This is a genomic window from Aeribacillus sp. SP014, assembly GCF_054055575.1.
Genome location: NZ_JBSRXI010000001.1, coordinates 3,479,681 through 3,502,316, shown reverse-complemented (window position 1 = coordinate 3,502,316; position 22,636 = coordinate 3,479,681). Strand labels below are relative to the sequence as shown.

Here is a 22,636-nt window from a genome sequence, read left to right as displayed (position 1 = left end):
AAAATATGAAAAAATTTGTTGGTAGAAGAAGTTCGGAAAAAATTTATGGGAGAATTGGACAAGCGCATGAAAACAACAGTCAATCACAGGCATCTTGGTAAGTCTGTCTCATACCGTCGTCTCATTCGTCTCGAGCTTTATAAAATTCAAAAGCATCTTCTCGGCGAAAAAGAATATGAGCCGTATCGCTCGTTATGGTAGGTGTTGCTATGTTTGTGATACTAGTCTATGATTTTGATAAAAAGCGTTAAAGATCGCAAGGAAATATTTATATTGGGTGCAAAACTCGGTGTTGGAAGGGGAAATTTCCGAAGCAAACTATGTAAAGTTAAAAATGGAACTGGCGAACATCATGGATCCCGATACAGATTCTGTAGTGTTTTATACGTTTCGCACGCAAAAATATTCGAAGCGGGAAGAGATGGGATTACGCAAAGGTGGAGAAGACAACATTTTATAGGAGGAACAGATGAGGCTTACGATTCGATTTAGACCAAAAAATGGAACCCTTATATTACCTATCAACTATGAAGAAGTGTTGCAAGGATTTTTATACCGCTCCATTCAAGATTTTGACCTTGCGGATTTTTTGCATAACGTTGGATATAAGAAGGAAAAGCGGCGGTTTAAAATGTTTACATTTAGCCGTTTGTATGGAACATACCGCATTCATCGTCATGAGAAAAAAATCGAGTTTTTTGACCAAGTAACATGGTATGTTTCTTCTATGTTAGATTCGCTTATTGTGGATTTAGCGAGAAACTATTTATTGAAAGAACAATTCATGTTAAACGGACAGCCGATTCATATCGAGGAGACAGTGGTAAAACCATTAAAGATCGCGGAAAAACATACTTATCAAATTCGGATGCTATCGCCACTTACGGTTTATAGCACTTATGAAAACCGATACGGTGAAAAGCGAACGCATTTTTTCTCGCCGTTTGATCTTGTTTTTTCAGATATGGTAGAGAAAAATTTTTGCAATAAGTTTCAAGCCTATTTTCAAGAACAGCCAACAGAGAGAGTAACTATTAAGCCGATAAAAGTAACGGAAAAAGATAAAGTTGTTACAGCGTTTAAAGAGTTTCGTATCAATGCATGGAATGGAACTTACGAAATTCAAGCTCCGCCTTCTTATTTGAAATTTATGTATGACGTCGGCATCGGGGCCAAAAATTCACAAGGATTCGGTATGTTTGAAATCATAGAATAGTTTTCTTTCTTTGTCGTCGATCCTCAATAGCGCACTAATCCCAGGGGATCGACGACACTTCATTTTTCAGAGTAACGATATAAAAAATACAGGAAATACAAGGAAAACAAAGAATTGATAAAATTGACTGTTTACGCTAAAATGAAAATAACAAAATTTCCATTATTATCAAAACCTTGCACCATCAATGATTTTTGGGGTTTTTATCTTAACTATGAGGGATTGAAACAAACATTTGCAAGATCTCTGATTGTACTTACAATGGTTTTTATCTTAACTATGAGGGATTGAAACATTTCTTTGTATGACAGTTACAAACTTGTGACCATTTAGTTTTTATCTTAACTATGAGGGATTGAAACAGGTTTGGGAGCTGCCTGAAAACGAAACTAACATAGACGTTTTTATCTTAACTATGAGGAATTGAAACGATGTAAATAATCAACTATTCCTGCGTCCAACATGGCCGTTTTTATCTTAACTACGAGGAATTAAAACATTTTACATTGACAGTGTTTTCTGACTCCAGCGCAACATGTTGATTCTTATGGATTTTAATGACCAGGATGATGATGGAATTTTGCTTGACATCCTGTAGGAAAGTACTAATAGTCGAAAAATGGGAGTACAATATCACTTGGCTTTAGACGCATCAAGACCATATTTTTTATTGTACGAATTAGAAACTTACGGTATTCGGGGTCTTCCCTCATTACAATCACGTAGTGGGGGACAGGCCCCATAATCATTTCATCATAAATAAGTCTCAAGACTTAGTTGAATATACATTTGAGGTCCATTTTGGAAAATCACTTTTCTCTGTATTCTAAGGAAGAGAAAAGTAATTGAATTTGTTTTTCCTTTAAATTCATTTAATCAATCCAGCTTGAAGTTTTTGGATAATAGCTGTTTATGAGGCTAAAAATCTTCTCTAAAATAAGAACGCGAAAAGGCTGTGGATTTGGAGAGGCATTGCTTTTTTATATTTGTTTAGGCGAGCTTCTTGCACTAGGGATTTGTTAATGAAGCTAGTACGTTTCATTGACATTTTAAATGAAAATTCTAAATATATGGAAGCAAACTATGTAAAATTCTAGTCAAAATATTTTGTATACAAGGGGAGGATCGGTGCTACTTTGTTGCCCCTTGCTGAGCGGAGTGCTAAAGGATAAACAAATCAAGTGATAAAGCTGCGAAAAATTTTTGGGAAGGAAGGGAAAACATTGAAAAGATTTTTTGTGATTCTGTTGGGTATCATCGGATTCATTGGTTTATATATTATCTTTTTGAATCCAATCAATTTTAGTTGGTGGCCTTTAGGAAATCAAAGAACCCAGTCCGTTACATCAGAGGGAATTGAAATGATTGAAATTGATGCCTCAGGTGTTAGCACAACGATTATTCCGGAAAGTCGAGAAGATTTAAAAGCTGATTTAGATGGAAAGGGAAAGCTGACTGTTAAACAGCATGGAGACAAAGTAAAAGTAAGTGCGAAACAGAAATGGAAATGGTTTGGGTGGTTGTTTCATAACAAGGCAAGATTGAATATTTACATCCCTGAAGATTATGATCGAAACATGGCTATAAATCTTGGCTCCGGGAATTTGAATTTCTCTGGCCTTTCAAAAAATGAACCGATGAAACTAGATGAATTAATATTAGATATAGGCTCGGGAAACGTCAACCTGAAGAATGTATCGGTTAAACATTTTGAGCATGATAGTTCATCGGGGAATGTCGATATAGACTCATTAACGACAGAAACAGGATCATTTGATATTAGTTCTGGAAACCTCAAAGTAAAGCATTATATCGGAGCTATTGAGGCTGAGCTATCATCTGGAAATTTAAATATACAAATGGATGAATTAACAGATTCAGTTGATATTGAAGTAAGTTCAGGAGTGGTGGATCTTAATCTTCCGACTGATGCTGACTTTACTTTAAACGGAAAGACAAACAGCGGCAATATAACATGTGATTTTCCGCTAACTAGCAAAAAAATAGATAATAAAAACATCAAAGGTACCCATGGGTCCGGTGAACATCCTATCGACGTAAGCGTATCAAGCGGCAACATTAAAATTTATTAAAATGATGTGAAAAAGCGTTCATTGATTAACTAGGGAAGCAAGAATGATGTCTATCTCTTTAATAAAATACTTAACAAGTGCCGCACTCTTAAATATTAAAAGTCAATAGAAAAAGGAAGCAGCCTAAACTTCTTAATTCGTGTTTTAGGCTGCTTTTTAAATAAAATTCCTCGTCTTATCATTTGTATAGCTGAGCACCAATAATTTGATGATGTATAAAAGTTTGTGTAAAGCATTTTGCTAGACCAAAAGGAAATAGGGTATTCTCTGATTTGGACAAAAACACATTCCAGAGAAAGGAGAACCCTGCCTATGGCTAAAAGTATACCGAATTTTTTTGATTAACGACACAAAAATTGCAGAAAATAAACAAAAAACAGAGAATTGATAAAAATTCCTGTTTACGCTAAAATTGAAATAACAAAATTTCCAGTATTATCAAAACTTTGTCATATCAACAACTTTTTGGGGTTTTTATCTTAACTATGAGGAATTGAAACGGTGAACTATCTTCCACTTCATTCATGTTTATTTCGTTTTTATCTTAACTATGAGGAATTGAAACGTGTCTTTTGCTGATATTCCTTCATCGACATAAAATTGTTTTTATCTTAACTATGAGGAATTAAAACTGTATCAGACCGCAAGAAAAGCTGAAGCAACCCTTCGTTTTTATCTAACCCATAAGATTTGAAACAATAATCGATATCACACGATAAAAGAGTAAGAAAATCATATCATCTATCTTCCATGAAAAACGATCAGATCTTGTATCTTCATTTTGTTTTTTTGATCATCAACAAGTTTATTTTTATTAGTAACAACAGGTTCTTTACTATCCTCTTTCATTTTCTTGACCATCTCACATAAAAAATTGTGATCACTGTTGAATTCCATTAATTTTTCAAAAATTGGCGCTCCTTTTAGGAGTGCTTTTTATTTTACCTGAGAGAGGGTGTAATGTATAAGAGAAAAACGCATACAAGATTACGACGAAGACACAAGGGTATCTGACTATTACGGCGCTGATCATTCGTCCTGGCGTACTCCCTTATATGTGATCGGATGAAACGGTTCTGATGGAAGCCGAGTTTGCAGGAGGAAATCTTTTCGGACAAAACAATTCAGGCAAAGCCGGTTACTGATGGCGGCCATCCGAATGAACCAGTCACATTGCAAAATTTCAACCGGCATGCAAAAGGGATTTCACTACGGATGAAGAGTACAAGATTTAAATCTGGTCATCTCTTTTACTGTCACATTCGGATTCATTCAAAATTGCCTGTTCGTTTGGAAGTCCCTATATATAACGGTTGCCGAAAAATATTTATTTAGCTCAGTTGAAAAACTGGGCTTTTTATTTCCTAAATATGGAAACAAATCCACTCCCCCGTATACCGCTCCTCTTAAAAAAACGCCATTTATGTCAGAATATATAACATAAATACGTAAATTTTTAGTTAAAATACACAAAATCACATTAAAAATTGTGAATATTCGCTAATGTTAAACAGCTGAAAAGAATATATAATAAATACACATTATGTATTGTGTTATAAAAATTAACATAAAGGGGATTGATCGTATTATAAAGGGGTGAATGAATGAAGACGTTGTTCGTAAAAAATGCCAAAAATATTATTACGATGGATGAAAATCGAACGGAATATCCAGGCGGCAGCATGTATGTTGTCGGTCAAGAGATTAAAGCGATCGGCTATGATTTATCTTGTGAGTCAGCGGATATTGTCATTGATGCGCGCGGAAAAATTGTTTATCCGGGGTTAATCAATACGCATCATCATTTGTATCAGACTTTCACCCGCAATATCCCTTGGGTGCAAAATGTTGAGCTGTTTGATTGGCTAATCGCTTTGTACGATATTTGGCGCCATCTAAGGCCGGAAGATGTGTATTTAAGTGCTGTTGTCGGATTAGGTGAGTTGCTTAAAAGCGGTTGTACGACATCAGCTGACCATTTTTATGTTTTTCCGAATGGAGTCAGCGGTGAATTAATTGATGAGGAAATACGGGCAGCACGTGAGATCGGAATTCGTTTTTACCCAACTAGAGGTTCTATGAGTTTAGGACGATCAAAAGGGGGATTGCCGCCAGATGAAATCGTTCAGCCGGAGGATGTTATTCTTCGAGATACCATGAGAATTATTGAAACCTATCATGATCCTAGTAAATATTCGATGCTGCGGGTAGGTGTTGCACCTTGTTCACCATTTTCGGTTAGCAAAGACTTGCTGCGTGAATCAGCGGATTTAGCACGCAGTTATGGCGTTCGGATGCATACCCATTTGGCGGAAACGATCGATGAAGAGGATTTTTGCAGAGAAAAGTTTGGCATGCGTCCTTTCGAACTAATGGAAGAAACAGGTTGGGTCGGCGAAGACGTGTGGTATGCGCATGGAATCTGGTTTGATGACAAAGAAATTGCCAAGCTGGGTGCTTGTGGCTGCGGAGTTGCTCATTGTCCGAGCAGCAATATGAAAATGGCATCCGGAACGATGCGAATTATGGACATGCTGCAGGCAGGGGTAAAAGTGGGATTTGGTGTTGATGGTTCAGCTTCTAATGATTCTTCCAATCTATTATTAGATTTAAAAATTATGAACCTGCTCCATAATCTTCAGCATGGAACGGTGGCGCTAAGTTCTGAAGATTGTTTGTCGATTGCAACGAGAGGCTCAGCTAAAGTGCTTGGCTGGGAAGATGCCATTGGTTCATTGGAAGTCGGCAAGGCTGCTGATATGTTTATGATTGATACGAATCGATTAGAATTTGCTGGTGCGCTTTTCAACGATACGGCACTTCCGATTCTAGCGGGCACACCGACAGTCGATATGACTATCGTTGGCGGACAGATTGTTGTAGATAAAGGGCGTCTTGTCAATATCGATGAAGAATCATTTGCCATGCGGGCGCAAAAAGCTGCTGAAAGAATGCTGGAAACGGCTCTTGAGCATACAAAAGTCAATTATAAAAAAACAAGAATAAGAAACTCAGCTATTCTAACTTAGATAAGGGGGGATAAGCAGTGGAAGCAATTCGAAACGAGATTGTCGCATTTCATCATGTTAGTAAGATTTACAATACCGGCACAGTCGCTTTAAGCCAATTCCATTTTTCCATCACAGAAGGGGAATTAATAAGCTTCCTCGGCCCGTCTGGCTGCGGGAAATCAACGGCATTAAGAATGGTGGCAGGTTTAGGCGAAGCTACTGAGGGCAAGGTAGAAGTATTTGGGCAAAACCCGAAAGAAGTTATAAAAAATACAAATGATGTTGCGTTTGTATTCCAAGATGCCAACTTGCTTCCATGGAGAACGGTGCTGGAAAATGTGATGCTGCCTTTAGAATTAAGGGGTTCGGATAAAAAAAGCCGCAAAGAGGATGCGATCAAAGTATTGGAGATGGTTGGACTAAAGGATTATATAAAGTCGTATCCTAGGCAGTTGTCAGGCGGAATGAGAATGAGGGTGTCTATAGCTCGAGCGTTGGCTGCAAAACCTAAATTGCTGTTAATGGATGAACCGTTTGCTGCATTAGACGAGATTACAAGACAGACCTTGCAGACGGAGCTGCTTGAAATATGGAAAAGGGAGAAAATGACAATTTTGTTCGTTACTCATAATGTATTTGAAGCTGTCTATCTTTCTACTAGAATTGCAGTGTTGTCAGCTCGGCCCGGACGATTATCATCTATCATCGATGTCGATCTTCCTTATCCGAGGGAGCGGACAGATGAACGATTTACAGAATATGTCGATATTTCCTCGCAAAGTCTTGAGAATAGTTCAACCCGAAGGGAGTTGGTATAAATGTCTGTACAAACAGCAACCACTCAAACGAAGGAAATTGTCGCTCAATCAAATAATACTGGCAAACTGAAAATATGGAGCAAATCAAAATGGAAGATTATTGGTCCGATTGCTGCGCTTGTTGTTTTTCTTTCTTTATGGCAGTTTGTACCGATTATGGTTGGCGTGCAGCCGTTTATACTTCCAAAACCGACGGACGTCCTTCAAGCGGCGGTTGAAGATTGGGAGTTATTATGGCCAGCCATACAAATAACGGTGGCTGAATCTGTGATCGGATTTGTAATAAGCGCCATCATTGGAATTGGCTTTGCGGTTTTATTAGCAAGCTCAAAAATTTTAGAAATAAGCATTTACCCGTATGCGGTTATTTTACAAACGATACCGGTTGTAGCTATTGCACCGATCGTTGTTATCTGGTTCGGCTCGGGCTTCAATTCGATTGTGATGATTTCATTTTTAATTGGATTTTTTCCGATCATTTCAAATACGTTAATGGGATTGAATTCAGTCGATAAAAATATGAGCGAATTATTTACTTTATATAATGCGTCAAAATGGCAAAAAATGTGGAAGCTCCGAATTCCGGCTGCTATGCCTTACATGATGACCGGCTTAAAAATATCCAGCACGCTATCGATCGTTGGAGCTATTACGGGTGAATATATAGCTGGAATTGGCGGAGGAAAAGGCGGTTTAGGGTATGCCATTACGGTAGCAGCCGTTCAATTAAAAACACCATATTTATTTGCTTGCGGAATTGCCGCTGCTATTTTTGGGATTGTCTTTTACTTACTCGTAAGTTTGTTTTCTCATTTCATGCTGAGATCATGGCACGAATCCGCGATGAAGGGAGAAAAATAAAAAATTTGATCAAAAATTAAGTTGACATAATCACTATTGCTTACAAGAGCTGAATTTAATTTGCTAATTTTTTTTGCATAAAAATGGTTTGCTGCGTTAGGGAACGAGCTTTATTGAGTTTCAAAAAAAGTGCAAAAAGGGGGAAAAAGAATTGAAAGCATGGCGCAAAGCGAGTTTTCTATTAATCGGGATTATATTCATGTTCTTCCTCACCGCCTGCGGCGGACAAGAGTCGAGCAGCTCAACAAACGAGGGAGACAGCGCTTCGAATGAAGAGAAAAAAGACTTAAAAGATGTAAAAATTGTATTAAATTGGTTTCCGAAGGCGCAGCATGGCGGTTTGTATGCAGCACAAGAAAACGGATTGTTTGAAAAAAACGGTTTAAAAGTCACGATCGAACCGGGCGGGCCGCAAGTCTCGTCTATTCAAATGGTTGCATCTGGAAGTGCTGACTTTGGGCTTGCACATGCTGACCAAATGGTTATTGCTAGAAATCAAGGAATTGAATTAGTCGCTGTAGCTGCTGCCATGCAAGGAAGCCCGCAGGCATTAATGTTCCATAAAGGAAAGGGAATTGACGATTTTGATGAATTAAATGGAAGAAAAGTATATATACAGCCTGGTATTACGTATTGGGACTTTTTGAAATCTAAATATAATTTAAGTAATGTACAAGAATTGGCTTATACAGGACAGCATTCGAATTTTATTAGCGATCCCAATTCTGTAAGCCAAGCCTTTGTGACTTCAGAGCCGTTTTTCTTAAAAAAAGATGGAGTAGATGTAGAAACGAAGCTCATATCTGATGCAGGTTATAATCCTTATAACGTTGTGTTATATGTTACAAAAGACTATTTAGAAAAAAATAAAGAAACTGTCAAAGCATTTGTGGATGCTTTTGTCGAAGGATGGTATTTATACAAAGATTCTTACGAAGAGATTAACAAAGTGATTCAGAAAGACAACGCTGATATGGAATTAGAATCATTAAAATTTGAAGCCGAAACACAAGTGGATTTTGTATATGGAGGAGATGCAGCAGAGCATGGAGTCGGATATATGACGGAGGAACGCTGGGCAACATTAATTAAACAATTGCACGATCTCGGTTTATTAGAAAAAACATTTGATGCAAAGGAAATTTTTACGACAGAATATTTGCCAAAACATGAATCGAAATAAAAATGAAAACAAAAGCTGGGCAGCTTATATTTGCTCAGTTTTTTGTTTAGCCATAAGTTTTATTGCAAAAAAAAGAAGAAATCGGCTTATATGCCGACTTCAAAAACTGATCCCATACATTAAAATTTAAAAGTCCTTTTATTCCTCATTTTTCACTTGATTATATGCTTGATCAAGATTTTGCAGTCTTTTCAATATTTCTGCATTTTTGGTTAGCTGGTCGTAAATTAAAGTTGAGACGACAGATCGGTAGTAGCTGTTCATGGCATCAATCTTTGAAGATTTTTCTTTATTCATTTCAATGTACTGTTTAAAGTTTTCTTTAAAATAGGAAACAGAAAAAAGCTGTGTCATGTTCGTTCCTCCAAAATTTTAGATTCTTTTTTTAAATTCTTCATGTAAAATAGAACTAAAGGGGGGGAGTTCTGATGCATATAAAAATGGACTTAGTCCAAAACCAATCCTTGAGATTGGCGATGACGAAAGAGCTGAAGCAAGCCATTGGGCTTTTGCAATATTCTACAATCGATTTAGTATCTTACTTGAGGGAAATTACGCTTGAAAACCCCTTTGTGGAATTGGAAGAATCCCATCCAACGATATTTTATCATAATCAAAGAAAGCAGCAGAGGGCAAACAAGGAGGATGGCCGCTGGATCGAAAATATGCCGAAAAAAGGGATGGGGCTAAAAGATCATTTGCGAAATCAGCTCGTAGAATTTCGTTTTACCGAAAACGAACGGCGTGCTATTCATATTTTAATCGATGCAGTGGACTCAAATGGTTATATGTCAGAAGACTTATCCCGCCTATCGGAAAAGTTCCAAATTTCGATCGATCTTTTGGAAAAACAGCTGTCTGTACTGCAATCATTAGATCCAATTGGCGTCGGGGCACGTTCGCTTCAAGAATGCTTGCTTTTGCAGGCTAAAGAAATTGAGGAAAAACCTGAAGGCTCCGAGTTCGTGTTAAAAGAGCATTTTCATCTGTTTGCCACAAAAGCTTGGAAGGATCTTTCCAAAAAGACAGGTCTGTCGCTGAATGCTCTTCAGCAAATTTTCGATTTTGTTCAAACATTGAATCCAAGACCTGGTCTGCAATTTGATGAGGAAACCCCGAATTATATCATCCCTGATTTAATGATTGAAGAGCGAAATGGAGATTGGATTGTATATTATAATGAAGATCTTTTGCCGCAAATTAAAATCAATCGGGACTATGAACCGATTGTACAAACAGAAAAAGATGTAAAATCTTACGTACAGACTAAACTCCATCAAGGACGCTGGCTGTTAAAATCGCTTGAGCAGCGGAAGGAAACGCTTGTCAAAGTTATGCAGGAAATTATACGATTTCAGAAAGACTTTTTCTATTTGAAAAACAACGTTTTGAAACCGCTAACATTAAAAGATATCGCTGATTCTCTTAACATTCACGAGTCGACTGTAAGCAGAGCGGTCAATGATAAATTTGTTCAAACTCCTTTCGGTTTATATGAGTTGAAATATTTTTTCACTAACAAAGTGGGAGAAGAAGATACATCAAGTGCGAATGTTAAACAGGTCATTCAGCAATTAATTGATCAAGAAAATAAGCAAAGACCGCTTTCAGATCAAAAAATTGCCAACCTGTTGAAAGAGAATTATAATATGAATGTTTCGAGAAGAACAGTGGCCAAATACCGCGATCAGCTCAATATCCCTTCGTCCAATTTGCGAAAAAGATATAATTAGAAAGGAATTGGATTCGTGAATCAAGTGGTTCTTTATACGAAGCAAACATGTCCATTGTGTGATGAAGCAAAGGAATTGCTGTATAAGCTGCAAGCTGAAATACCCTTTGATCTGAAAGAAAAAGATATTTATCAAGATGACCGGCTGCTGGAAAAATATCAACTAATGATTCCAGTGATTGAAGTGAATGGAAAGATTGTTATTTTTGGGAAAATTGAAGAAAATTCTTTAAGAAAACGTTTGCTGGAACTTGTTTCTGTTGATTAACATTTGCGCTCCTGCTAAAATAATATATGTAGCAAGGGGTGAATTTTTTTGCTATAATTGGGACATAATTTGTCTTACAGGGACAAAAAAAGTCCCGGAAAGAAAGAGAGCTGAAGGGTCTTGAAAATGCAATCATTAATTGAAGCTCAAAAAAAATTATTGCCTGATCTTCTCCAAACTATGCAAAAGCGCTATCAAATTTTGCAGTCCATTCGACTGATGCAGCCTGTAGGAAGACGAAGCTTGTCAAACAATTTAGGCATCAGTGAAAGAATTCTGCGTGGAGAAGTGCAATTTTTAAAGGAACAAAATTTAATTCATATTCACCCCTCGGGAATGACCTTAACGAAAGAAGGGGATGATCTTCTTTCATCATTGGAAGAAATGATGAAAGATGTTTTAGGTTTAACTTTTTTGGAAACTACATTAAAAGAGAAGCTTCATTTAGATGAAGTGATTGTTGTTTCAGGTGACAGCGACCATTCGCCCCTCGTGAAAAAAGAAATGGGAAGAGCTTGTGCACAATGCATTATGAATCATTTGCAGGATGACGAGGTTGTTGCTGTGGCAGGCGGCACAACGCTGGCAGCTGTTGCTGAAATGATGATTCCGTTAGGTCATCGCCGAAATGTTTTATTTGTCCCTGCAAGAGGCGGACTAGGGGAAAATGTTGAAAACCAGGCGAATACGATTTGCGCCAAAATAGCTGAACGTGCACATGGGAAATACAGGCTGCTTCATGTTCCTGACCAGCTAAGCAAGGAAGCATATGAATCCATTATCGAAGAACCGGAAATAAAAGACCTTTTAAAAATTATACGTTCAGCGAAAATGCTTGTTCATGGCATCGGGGATGCTCAAACAATGGCGGAGCGAAGAAAGACTCCGAAGGAAGATTTCGAAAAAATTAAAAAAGGAAATGCAGTAGGCGAAGCTTTCGGTTATTACTTCAACCAAAAAGGTGAAGTCGTTCATAAAGTTCAAACGGTTGGAATGCAGCTGGAGGACTTAAAAAACATACGAAATGTGATCGCGGTTGCTGGAGGAGCCTCTAAAGCAAAAGCGATCAAAGCGTATATGAATCAATCATTAGCCACGATTTTAGTAACTGACGAAGTGGCAGCTAAAGAGTTATTAAGGGAACTGTAAAGCTCCCTCAATATAAACATCATTCCTAAAATTGAAGGAGGACTTAAAGATGGCAGTGAAAATTGGTATTAATGGTTTTGGTCGTATTGGACGCAATGTATTCCGCGCAGCATTAAAAAATCCTGAAGTAGAAGTAGTAGCAGTAAACGATTTAACAGATGCAAACATGCTTGCACATCTTTTACAATACGATTCTGTTCATGGAAAACTCGATGTGGAAGTCGGGGTAAACGGAAATAACTTGGTCGTGGATGGAAAAGAAATTCAAGTATTATCCGAGCGCGATCCAGCTCAATTAGGCTGGGGAGACCTTGGCGTTGACATTGTAGTAGAATCTACTGGTCGCTTCACAAACCGTCAAGATGCAGCAAAACACCTTGAAGCAGGTGCGAAAAAAGTAATCATTTCTGCTCCGGCTAAAGAAGAAGATATCACAATTGTTATGGGCGTAAACGAAGACAAATATGATCCAAGCAATCATCATGTCATTTCCAACGCTTCATGTACAACGAACTGCTTAGCTCCGTTTGCAAAAGTTTTACATGAAAAATTTGGCATTGTTCGAGGCATGATGACAACTGTGCATGCTTATACTAATGACCAACAAATTTTAGACTTGCCTCACAAAGATTACCGCCGCGCTCGCGCTGCAGCAGAGTCTATCATACCGACAACAACTGGTGCGGCTAAAGCTGTTGCGCTCGTATTGCCTGAATTAAAAGGAAAACTTAACGGTATGGCAATGCGTGTTCCGACACCAAATGTGTCCATCGTTGACTTAGTTGCAGAGCTTGAAAAAGACGTAACAGTGGAAGAAGTAAATGCGGCGCTTAAAGAAGCAGCTGAAGGAGAATTGAAAGGTATTTTAGCGTACAGCGAGGAGCCGCTTGTATCCAGAGACTATAATGGTGATACTCATTCTTCTACGATTGATGCGCTTTCTACTATGGTGCTTGAAAACCGCATGGTGAAAGTTGTTTCTTGGTACGATAACGAAACAGGATACTCAAACCGTGTGGTAGATTTGGCGGCTTACATTGCAAAACAAGGTTTATAATCTTTAAATACGGACTTGTAGCTTGCCTGTTTAAAAAGCTATAATGAAAAGCGGGAAGGGGAAGGGGACGTTTACATTCCCCTTTCCCTTTCAACATGTAGGAAGAATTTTTTCCTGATCGTTATTGTGAAGGAGGAGCTTGAGCCATGAACAAGAAAACGATAAAAGATGTCGATGTGAAAGGGAAAACGGTATTTTGCCGAGTTGACTTTAATGTACCGATGCAGGATGGCAAAATAACCGATGATACACGCATTCGAGCTGCACTCCCAACGATCCAATACTTGGCGGATCAAGGAGCGAAAGTATTGCTTGCCAGCCACCTTGGCAGACCAAAAGGACAGGTTGTGGAAGAGCTTCGATTGACGCCTGTAGCGAAGCGTTTAGAAGAACTGTTAGGCAAAAAGGTGGTCAAAGTAGATGAAGCTTACGGTGCGGCTGTAAAAGCGGAAGTAGACAAGTTAAACAATGGCGACATTCTCGTTCTGGAAAATGTACGCTTTTATCCTGGCGAAGAAAAAAATGATCCTGAGCTTGCTAAAGCTTTTGCTGAATTGGCGGATCTATATGTTAACGATGCCTTTGGCGCTGCTCACCGCGCACATGCATCCACCGCAGGCATTGCGGAATATTTACCATCTGTTGCAGGATTTTTAATGGAAAAAGAAATCAATGTTTTATCGAAAGCGCTTGATAATCCTGACCGCCCATTTACAGCGATTATCGGCGGTGCAAAAGTAAAAGATAAAATCGGAGTTATCGAAAATTTATTGGAACGTGTAGATAATTTGATTATCGGCGGAGGACTTGCTTATACGTTTGTAAAAGCGCTGGGTCACGAAATCGGCAAGTCTTTGCTTGAAGAAGATAAAATAGAACTGGCAAAATCGTTTATGGAACGTGCCAAAGAAAAGGGCGTTCGCTTTTATATGCCTGTAGATGTTGTGGTAGCAGATGATTTTTCAAATGATGCCAATACAAAAGTAGTGGATATTGACAGCATTCCGGCTGATTGGGAAGCACTTGACATTGGACCTAAAACGGCTGAAATTTATGCGGATGTCATTCAACAATCAAAGCTTGTTGTTTGGAACGGACCGATGGGCGTTTTTGAAATGGATGCTTTTGCAAAGGGAACAAAAGCTGTAGCGGAAAGCTTGGCGAAAGCAGAACATACTTATACGGTCATCGGCGGCGGTGATTCAGCAGCAGCAGTAGAAAAATTCGGCCTTGCGGATAAAATGAACCACATCTCAACCGGAGGCGGAGCATCTTTAGAGTTCATGGAAGGAAAGAAACTTCCGGGAGTTCAAATATTGGAAGATAAATAACCACAACCATTTCCGTAAAAAGGAAGGTGTAAAGATGAGAAAGCCGATTATTGCAGGGAATTGGAAAATGCATAAGACGCTGGAAGAAGCAAAAAGCTTTGTAAAGGAAGTTAAATCACTCGTTCCCCCACAGGATAAAGTTGATTCCGTTATATGTGCACCTGCCTTATTTTTAGGTCAGCTTGTGGAATTGGCTGAAGGCTCTGAACTAAAAATTGGCGCTCAAAATATGCATTTTGAAGAAAGCGGAGCTTATACAGGGGAAATCAGCCCTGTTGCATTGGCGGATATCGGTGTTGATTATGTGATCATTGGACACTCCGAACGCCGGGAAATGTTTGCCGAAACAGACGAAACCGTGAATAAAAAAGTATTGGCTGCTTTCAAACACGAATTAACTCCGATCGTATGTGTAGGCGAATCATTAGCTGAGCGTGAAGCTGGAAAAACGAATGAAATTGTTGGCGAGCAGGTCAAAAAAGCGTTGGCTGGAGTCGATGCGTCGGCTGTGAAAAGCATCGTGATTGCTTATGAGCCGATTTGGGCGATTGGCACAGGAAAATCGTCTTCTCCGGAGGATGCCAATGAAGTATGTGCCCATATTCGGGGTGTAATTGCCGATATTTATTCCGATGATGTTGCAAACAAAGTTCGCATTCAATATGGCGGCAGTGTTAAACCGGAAAATATTAAAGATTTTCTAAACCAGCCGGAAATTGACGGAGCATTAGTCGGAGGCGCAAGCCTGGAACCACGCTCTTTCTTGCAGCTATTGGAGGAAGGCCAAAATGAGTAAAAAACCAGTAGCATTAATTATATTAGACGGTTTTGCTCTGCGTGACGAAGTGAAAGGAAATGCTGTGGCTCAAGCGAACAAGCCGAATTTTGATCGATTTTGGAATACATACCCGCATGCAACGTTAAAAGCATGTGGAGAAGCTGTCGGCTTGCCGGAAGGTCAAATGGGAAATTCTGAAGTTGGACATTTAAACATCGGTGCAGGCAGAATTGTATACCAAAGTTTAACACGCGTTAACATAGCGATTCGTGAAGGCGAATTTTTTGAAAATGAAACATTTCTTTCAGCTATGAACCACGTGAAAGAAAAAGGAACGAACCTTCACATTTTCGGCTTATTATCGGATGGCGGCGTTCACAGCCACATTAACCACTTATTCGCCTTGTTAAAATTGGCGAAAGATCAGCAAGTGAAAAATGTGTTCATTCATGGATTTTTGGACGGACGCGATGTTGGTCCGCAAACGGCGAAGCAATATATTGATCAGCTGAATGAAAAGATCAATGAATACGGAGTAGGACAGATCGCAACGATTTCAGGCCGCTATTACTCGATGGACAGAGATAAAAGATGGGATCGAGTAGAAAAAGCATACAGAGCGATGGTGTATGGTGAAGGGCCAGCTTACAAAAACGCATACGAATGTATTGAAGATTCTTATGCACACGGGATTTATGATGAGTTTGTCATCCCTTCTGTTATGACAAAAGAAGACGGCAGTCCTGTTGCAACCATTCAAGATGATGACGCGGTCATTTTCTATAATTTCCGTCCGGATCGCGCCATTCAAATTTCGAATACATTCACAAATGAAGATTTCCGTTCCTTTGATAGGGGACCGAAACATCCAAAACGTTTATTCTTCGTTTGTTTGACGCATTTTAGCGAAACGGTGAAAGGATATGTTGCCTTCAAGCCGGTTAACTTGGACAACACAATTGGTGAAGTCATTTCCCAAGCTGGATTGAGGCAGCTGCGCATTGCAGAAACAGAAAAATATCCGCATGTTACGTTCTTTATGAGCGGAGGCCGGGAAGAGAAGTTTCCTGGCGAAGAACGGATTTTAATTAATTCACCGAAGGTAGCCACGTATGATTTAAAACCGGAAATGAGCGCATATGAAGTAACTGAGGCGCTTTTAAAAGAAATTGAGGCTGACAAGCATGATGCGATCATATTGAATTTTGCCAATCCGGACATGGTCGGTCACTCCGGCAAACTTGAGCCAACGATAAAGGCAGTCGAAGCGGTTGATGAATGTCTCGGAAAAGTGGTGGATTTGATTCTCGAAAAAGGCGGAACAGCTATTATAACTGCTGACCACGGAAATGCGGACGAAGTCGTCACACTTGACGGAAAACCGCAAACCGCACATACGACAAATCCAGTGCCGGTTATTATAACGAAAAAAGGAATCGAATTGAGAGAAGACGGAATTTTAGGCGATTTAGCACCAACGATGCTCGAGCTGCTCGGGCTGGAAAAACCGAAAGAAATGACAGGGAAAAGTCTTATTAAATCATAAATAAAGGAGATGAAGCAATATGCCAGCTATTACTGATGTTTATGCACGTGAAGTGCTTGATTCAAGAGGAAATCCGACAGTTGAAGTAGAGGTGTATACAGAATCAGGTGCATTTGGACGGGCGCTTGTACCTAGCGGTGCATCCACAGGTGAGTACGAGGCTGTTGAATTGCGTGACGGTGATAAAGAACGCTACCTTGGAAAAGGGGTTTTAACAGCAGTTAAAAACGTGAACGAAATTATTGCCCCAGAACTGTTAGGCTTTGATGTGACGGAACAAAATGCCATCGATCAACTATTAATTGAACTTGACGGAACAGAAAATAAAGGAAAGCTGGGAGCAAACGCAATTTTAGGTGTTTCTATGGCCGTTGCTCGTGCTGCAGCTGATTATTTAGGTGTTCCGCTGTATCAATATCTCGGTGGCTTCAATGCGAAAACTCTTCCTGTGCCGATGATGAACATTTTAAACGGCGGCGCTCATGCAGACAACAATGTTGATATTCAAGAATTCATGATTATGCCGGTCGGCGCGGAAAGCTTCCGGGAAGCACTGCGGATGGGAGCGGAAATTTTCCATTCATTAAAATCTGTATTAAAAGGAAAAGGATATAATACAGCTGTTGGTGATGAAGGCGGATTCGCTCCAAATTTACAATCAAATGAAGAAGCTTTGCAAACTATTATCGAAGCAATTGAAAAAGCCGGCTACAAACCTGGCGAACAAGTTAAGCTTGCGATGGATGTTGCTTCTTCTGAACTGTTTAATAAAGAAGACGGCAAGTACCACCTAGAAGGAGAAGGCGTTGTAAAAACGTCGGAAGAAATGGTGAAATGGTATGAAGAGCTTGTCTCCAAATATCCGATCATTTCGATTGAAGACGGACTTGATGAGAACGACTGGGAAGGCCATAAACTGTTAACAGAACGTTTAGGCGGAAAAGTTCAGCTTGTCGGAGACGATTTATTTGTAACAAATACAAAAAAATTAGCGGAAGGCATTGAAAAAGGAGTCGGCAACTCTATTCTGATTAAAGTTAACCAAATCGGAACGTTAACAGAAACGTTTGATGCGATCGAAATGGCAAAACGCGCCGGCTATACAGCGGTCATCTCCCACCGCTCAGGCGAGACGGAAGACAGCACCATTGCAGACATTGCTGTGGCAACAAACGCAGGCCAAATTAAAACAGGCGCACCTTCCCGCACGGACCGCGTTGCGAAATACAATCAATTGCTTCGCATCGAAGATCAACTTGGCGATACTGCAATTTACCAAGGAATTAAATCTTTCTATAACTTGAAAAAATAACACTATCTATGAAAAGGTCTAACCGAGTTATTTGGTTAGACCTTTTTTAATTAAAGCTCAAAGCACACAAAATCATAGCCTAGACGATGTGTAAATATTTTCTTATTGCCAATAAACAAACATATAATAAAAACATAGACAGCATAAAAACACAGTCCCGGTTGGTAGTCCGGGCGCACTCCGAAAGAGTGTCAGTATCCTTCCCCTCCTTGGGATGTCCATCGCTGTCGTTACGTTTTACAAGGAGGGACCTTTCATGAAGTTGACTTTTTTTTACGATGGACAATTCTGGATCGGTGTGGTTGAGCAAAAGGAAGGTGAAGCTTTAAAAGCGGTTCGCTACGTATTTCGTCCAGAGCCAAAAGATGATGAAGTTTTGGCATTTGCGAATGGCCCGATGCTATCGATACTGCACAAGTGCCGTAAAACAACCACCGTGCCGCTTGAAATGAAAAAGCGCAAAAATCAAAGCGACTGCAGCGTGAAGCTGCAAAGGAAATGAAAACAAGGCCGCTTTCCACATATGCACAAACAGCTCTTCAGCTAGAATTGGAGCATCGTAAAAAAGAGAGAAAAGTTTTGCGCAAGGAGCTTTCGCGAAGCTCTCATCAAGCGAAAAAGAGAGTTAAAGCGTTTAAAAGCGAAGGCAAAACATTGTGGAAGGTAATACAGAGTTGGATGACTTGCTTCAAGACATCCGCTTTCGTATTTTCTGAATGGATACGCTATTGTGTAATGAGCCAATTTATGATACATTAAAACTATTGTAATGTGCGTTTTTTTAGGAGGTGGAGTGGACATGCATACTCTGCTTGTCATACTATTAGCAATTGTATCTATTGCGCTGATCGCTGTGGTGATACTGCAGTCTGGAAAAAGTGCTGGATTATCTGGAGCCATTTCCGGCGGTGCTGAACAGCTTTTTGGGAAGCAAAAAGCGCGTGGAATAGATTTAATCTTACATCGTATTACAATCGTTCTTTCTGTGTTATTTTTTGTTTTAGCAATTGCTGTTTCATGGTTTGGATTATAATAGCTAGAAAGGTCTGTCAAACAGGCCTTTTTTCTATGGGAAATTAAAGCAGTTGAATGAATAATGTTTTTGGTATATAATGGAATTTAAACTTTTTTCATACTACAGTTCGTTGTAAAAAATAAAGAATTTAAAAAGAAAAGGAGATTTTAAAATGAAAGTTTTACCGCCGAAACCTTTTACGTTTGAAGGTGGGAATCGTGCTGTACTGCTGCTTCACGGCTTTACTGGAAATTCAGCAGATGTGCGGATGCTTGGGCGTTTTTTGCAAGATAAAGGGTATACTTGTCATGCCCCTCAATATAAAGGCCATGGGGTTCCTCCGGAAGAATTGGTTCATACCGGTCCCGATGACTGGTGGCAAGATGTGATGGGCGGCTACGAACATCTGAAAGACTTAGGTTTTAAAGAAATTGCAGTTGCCGGTTTGTCTCTTGGAGGAGTTTTTTCTTTAAAACTGGGATACACTGTACCTGTAAAAGGAATTATTCCAATGTGCGCCCCGATGTATATTAAAAGCGAAGAAACGATGTATAAAGGGATTTTAAAATATGCTCGCAAATATAAACAATTTGAAGGAAAGCCGGAAGAACAGATTGAGGCGGAAATGGAAGAGTTTCAAAAAACACCAATGAAAACGTTGAAAGCTCTGCAGCGTTTGATTTCTGATGTGAGAGAAAATGTCGATATGATTTATGCCCCGACATTTGTGGTTCAGGCGCGCCACGATGAAATGATCAATCCGGATAGTGCAAATATTATTTATAACGAAGTAAGCTCAAATATAAAAAAAATCAAATGGTATGAAGAATCGTCGCATGTTATTACGCTTGACAAGCAGCGAGATGAACTGCATCAGGACGTCTATGAATTTTTGGAGAGCCTTGATTGGCAGGAGTAAAAGGAGGTTATCGTATTGGCAGAACCCGATATGCAATTAGCTGAAAGGCTTCTTTCTTTTATGAAGGAAGAGGCTTATAAACCTTTGACTGTGGAGGAATTAGAAGAAGCTTTTCAGCTAGAGGACGCAGACGAATTTAAAAAGCTGATTATTACTTTAAATAAGATGGAAGAAAAAGGCCTCATTGTGCGAACGAGAGCAAATCGATACGGTGTTCCAGAAAAAATGAATTTGATCCGCGGAACACTGGTCGGACATGCCCGCGGATTTGCTTTCGTTGAACCGGATGAACCAGGTTTTGATGACGTGTTCATTCCGCCCGGCGAGCTGAATCATGCGATGCATGGAGACAAAGTTCTTGTGCGGCTAAGCCCGAAAACAAGCGGAGCGAGACAGGAAGGCACGGTCATACGCATTTTGGAAAGAGGAATAACGGAAATTGTCGGAACATATACGGAAAGCAAAAACTTCGGATTTGTCATACCTGACGACAAAAAGATTGTCAACGACATTTTTATTCCGAAAAATGCATCAAATGGGGCGGTTGAAGGTCATAAAGTAATTGTCCGACTCACGTCATATCCTGAAGGACGAATGAGTGCAGAAGGAGAAGTCGTACAAATTTTAGGCCATAAAAATGATCCTGGCGTCGATATTTTATCAATCATTCATAAGCATCAGCTGCCATTGAGCTTTCCGGAGGATGTATTAAAGCAAGCAAACGAAACACCTGATGAGATTAAGAGCGAGGAAATCAAGAACAGACGAGACCTTCGCAACGAATTAATCATTACTATTGATGGTGAAGATGCAAAAGATTTGGATGATGCCGTAACAGTAACAAAGTTAAATAACGGCTGCTATAAGCTTGGCGTGCATATCGCAGATGTCAGTTATTATGTAAAAGAAGGAACTCCGATTGACAGAGAGGCATTTGCACGCGGGACAAGCGTATATTTAGTTGATCGCGTCATTCCGATGATACCGCATCGCTTATCAAACGGAATTTGTTCACTGAATCCGAAGGTGGATCGTCTGACATTATCGTGCGAAATGATTGTGGATGAATATGGGAACGTAGTTCAGCATGATATTTTTCAAAGTATTATTCGCTCCGCTGAGCGGATGACTTATTCAAATGTCAATAAAATTTTGATTGAAAAGGATGAACAGCTTCGGGAAAAATATCAAGAAATTGTCCCCATGCTGGAGGATATGGCTGAGCTTGCGGAGATTTTACGGAAAAAAAGAATGCTGCGCGGAGCTATCGATTTTGATTTTAAGGAAGCGAAAGTTTTGGTGGATGAGAAAGGCAAACCGTATGATGTCATTATTCGGGAACGATCTGTAGCGGAACGGTTAATTGAAGAATTTATGCTGCTTGCAAATGAAACAGTAGCAGAACATTTTCACTGGTTAAATGTACCGTTTTTATATCGAATTCACGAAAAACCGAATGAGGAAAAACTAAGACGTTTCTTGGAATTTATTACAAATTTCGGTTATGTCGTGAAGGGAACAGGAAACAATATTCATCCGCGCGCTTTGCAGCAAATTTTAGATGAAGTACGGGGAAAACCTGAAGAAATGGTGATTTCAACTGTCATGCTTCGGTCTATGAAGCAAGCGAAATATCATCCGGAAAGCGTCGGGCATTTCGGATTGTCGACCGAATTTTACACCCATTTTACTTCCCCGATTCGCCGTTATCCCGATTTGATAGTTCATCGACTCATTCGCAAATATTTGCTTGAAGGGAAAATAGACGAAAAGACACAGGTGAAATGGGCATCAATTTTGCCGGAAATTGCAGAACATTCTTCTAATATGGAACGGCGGGCTGTTGATGCGGAGCGTGAAACGGATGATTTGAAAAAAGCAGAATTTATGCTGGATAAGATTGGGGAAGAATTTGATGGAATCATCAGTTCTGTCACAAACTTCGGCATGTTTGTCGAGCTCCCGAATACTGTTGAAGGTCTCGTTCATGTAAGCTATATGACGGATGATTACTACCATTATGATGAACGTCATTATGCGATGATCGGCGAAAGAACGGGAAATGTTTACCGTATCGGCGATGAAATTACCGTCCGCGTTGTGAATGTTGATAAAGAGGAACGATCCATCGATTTTGAAATTGTCGGTATGAGAAAAAAACGAAAAAAATCAACACGGCCTGAAACGGTGAAGGTGATTAAGAGCAAACATCAGGAAGAAGAGGAAGAATGGTCAACGAGACCGCCGAAATCAAAAAAGAAAAAGTTTTATAAAAACGTATCGAAAAAGAAGCGGAAGAAGAAAAAGCGTTAAAGCGAGGCCAGATGTCTAAAAAACAAACTCATTG

The 22,636-nt window shown here is 39.5% G+C and carries 19 protein-coding genes, 2 pseudogenes and 1 CRISPR repeat array; of the genes and pseudogenes, 20 read left to right on the top strand and 1 reads right to left on the bottom strand.

The features are described from left to right. Positions 1-18 precede the first annotated feature (18 nt). From ACVIJU_RS17260 to ACVIJU_RS17225, 8 genes and pseudogenes are all read left to right on the top strand, one after another. Entirely contained in the window at positions 19-201 is a 183-nt protein-coding gene (locus ACVIJU_RS17260; RefSeq protein WP_456687802.1) for a hypothetical protein, read from the top strand. Positions 202-209: 8 nt separating this feature from the next. Beyond that, positions 210-460: pseudogene (cas2, locus tag ACVIJU_RS17255) on the top strand (CRISPR-associated endonuclease Cas2). A gap of 9 nt (positions 461-469) precedes the next feature. Beyond that, a complete protein-coding gene (gene cas6, locus ACVIJU_RS17250; protein ID WP_327847976.1) occupies positions 470-1,216 on the top strand; it encodes a CRISPR-associated endoribonuclease Cas6 in 747 nt (248 codons plus the stop codon). 199 nt (positions 1,217-1,415) lie between these two features. Next, positions 1,416-1,715: a CRISPR direct-repeat array (repeat unit 31 nt; unit sequence GTTTTTATCTTAACTATGAGGGATTGAAACA). Between the two features lie 724 nt (positions 1,716-2,439). After that, a complete protein-coding gene (gene liaG, locus ACVIJU_RS17245) occupies positions 2,440-3,309 on the top strand; it encodes a LiaG family protein (RefSeq protein ID WP_456687801.1) in 870 nt (289 codons plus the stop codon). A gap of 1,604 nt (positions 3,310-4,913) precedes the next feature. Then, positions 4,914-6,338: an 8-oxoguanine deaminase gene (locus tag ACVIJU_RS17240; RefSeq protein WP_456687800.1), complete on the top strand. Its 1,425-nt coding sequence runs from the start codon at positions 4,914-4,916 to the stop codon at positions 6,336-6,338. 17 nt (positions 6,339-6,355) lie between these two features. Next, positions 6,356-7,138: an ABC transporter ATP-binding protein gene (locus ACVIJU_RS17235; protein ID WP_456687799.1), complete on the top strand. Its 783-nt coding sequence runs from the start codon at positions 6,356-6,358 to the stop codon at positions 7,136-7,138. Further along, entirely contained in the window at positions 7,139-7,999 is an 861-nt protein-coding gene (locus tag ACVIJU_RS17230; protein WP_066249140.1) for an ABC transporter permease, read from the top strand. It begins immediately after the preceding gene. A 151-nt stretch (positions 8,000-8,150) separates the two neighbouring features. Further along, on the top strand, positions 8,151-9,182 hold the full coding sequence (locus tag ACVIJU_RS17225) for an ABC transporter substrate-binding protein (protein ID WP_327862679.1): 1,032 nt from the start codon (positions 8,151-8,153) through the stop codon (positions 9,180-9,182). 138 nt (positions 9,183-9,320) lie between these two features. Here the strand turns inward: ACVIJU_RS17225 and yvfG are convergent, their stop codons facing one another. After that, positions 9,321-9,536: a protein YvfG gene (yvfG, locus tag ACVIJU_RS17220; protein WP_063386963.1), complete on the bottom strand. Its 216-nt coding sequence runs from the start codon at positions 9,534-9,536 to the stop codon at positions 9,321-9,323. Between the two features lie 74 nt (positions 9,537-9,610). On the opposite strand from yvfG, the gene rpoN reads away from it, so the two are divergent. From rpoN to rnr, 12 genes and pseudogenes are all read left to right on the top strand, one after another. Then, complete coding sequence (rpoN, locus tag ACVIJU_RS17215) at positions 9,611-10,915, top strand: RNA polymerase factor sigma-54 (RefSeq protein ID WP_144597284.1); 1,305 nt, start codon at positions 9,611-9,613, stop codon at positions 10,913-10,915. Positions 10,916-10,930: 15 nt separating this feature from the next. Then, on the top strand, positions 10,931-11,182 hold the full coding sequence (locus ACVIJU_RS17210; RefSeq protein WP_063386962.1) for a glutaredoxin family protein: 252 nt from the start codon (positions 10,931-10,933) through the stop codon (positions 11,180-11,182). Positions 11,183-11,308: 126 nt separating this feature from the next. Beyond that, positions 11,309-12,331 carry a sugar-binding transcriptional regulator gene (locus ACVIJU_RS17205; RefSeq protein WP_066249144.1) on the top strand — a complete coding sequence of 341 codons (1,023 nt, stop codon included), beginning with the start codon at positions 11,309-11,311 and terminating at the stop codon, positions 12,329-12,331. Positions 12,332-12,380: 49 nt separating this feature from the next. Then, entirely contained in the window at positions 12,381-13,388 is a 1,008-nt protein-coding gene (gene gap / locus ACVIJU_RS17200) for a type I glyceraldehyde-3-phosphate dehydrogenase (protein ID WP_063386960.1), read from the top strand. Positions 13,389-13,534: 146 nt separating this feature from the next. Further along, the gene (locus tag ACVIJU_RS17195; RefSeq protein ID WP_130156827.1) at positions 13,535-14,719 is read left to right on the top strand and encodes a phosphoglycerate kinase; all 1,185 of its coding nucleotides are present in this window, start codon (positions 13,535-13,537) and stop codon (positions 14,717-14,719) included. A 34-nt stretch (positions 14,720-14,753) separates the two neighbouring features. Then, a complete protein-coding gene (gene tpiA, locus ACVIJU_RS17190; RefSeq protein ID WP_340733042.1) occupies positions 14,754-15,515 on the top strand; it encodes a triose-phosphate isomerase in 762 nt (253 codons plus the stop codon). After that, a complete protein-coding gene (gene gpmI / locus ACVIJU_RS17185; protein WP_340733044.1) occupies positions 15,508-17,043 on the top strand; it encodes a 2,3-bisphosphoglycerate-independent phosphoglycerate mutase in 1,536 nt (511 codons plus the stop codon). The genes tpiA and gpmI overlap by 8 nt, the downstream gene beginning before the upstream one ends. A 19-nt stretch (positions 17,044-17,062) precedes the next feature. Then, positions 17,063-18,355, top strand: a complete 1,293-nt coding sequence (eno, locus tag ACVIJU_RS17180) for a phosphopyruvate hydratase (RefSeq protein ID WP_340881035.1) — start codon at positions 17,063-17,065, stop codon at positions 18,353-18,355. A 214-nt stretch (positions 18,356-18,569) separates the two neighbouring features. Next, a pseudogene (locus tag ACVIJU_RS17175) lies at positions 18,570-19,019 on the top strand (YjdF family protein); the annotation flags it as partial. 135 nt (positions 19,020-19,154) lie between these two features. Then, positions 19,155-19,388, top strand: a complete 234-nt coding sequence (secG, locus tag ACVIJU_RS17170; protein ID WP_063386955.1) for a preprotein translocase subunit SecG — start codon at positions 19,155-19,157, stop codon at positions 19,386-19,388. Between the two features lie 154 nt (positions 19,389-19,542). Continuing rightward, the gene (locus tag ACVIJU_RS17165; protein WP_063386954.1) at positions 19,543-20,289 is read left to right on the top strand and encodes an alpha/beta hydrolase; all 747 of its coding nucleotides are present in this window, start codon (positions 19,543-19,545) and stop codon (positions 20,287-20,289) included. 30 nt (positions 20,290-20,319) lie between these two features. Further along, positions 20,320-22,602: a ribonuclease R gene (rnr, locus tag ACVIJU_RS17160; protein ID WP_456687953.1), complete on the top strand. Its 2,283-nt coding sequence runs from the start codon at positions 20,320-20,322 to the stop codon at positions 22,600-22,602. Positions 22,603-22,636 lie beyond the last annotated feature (34 nt).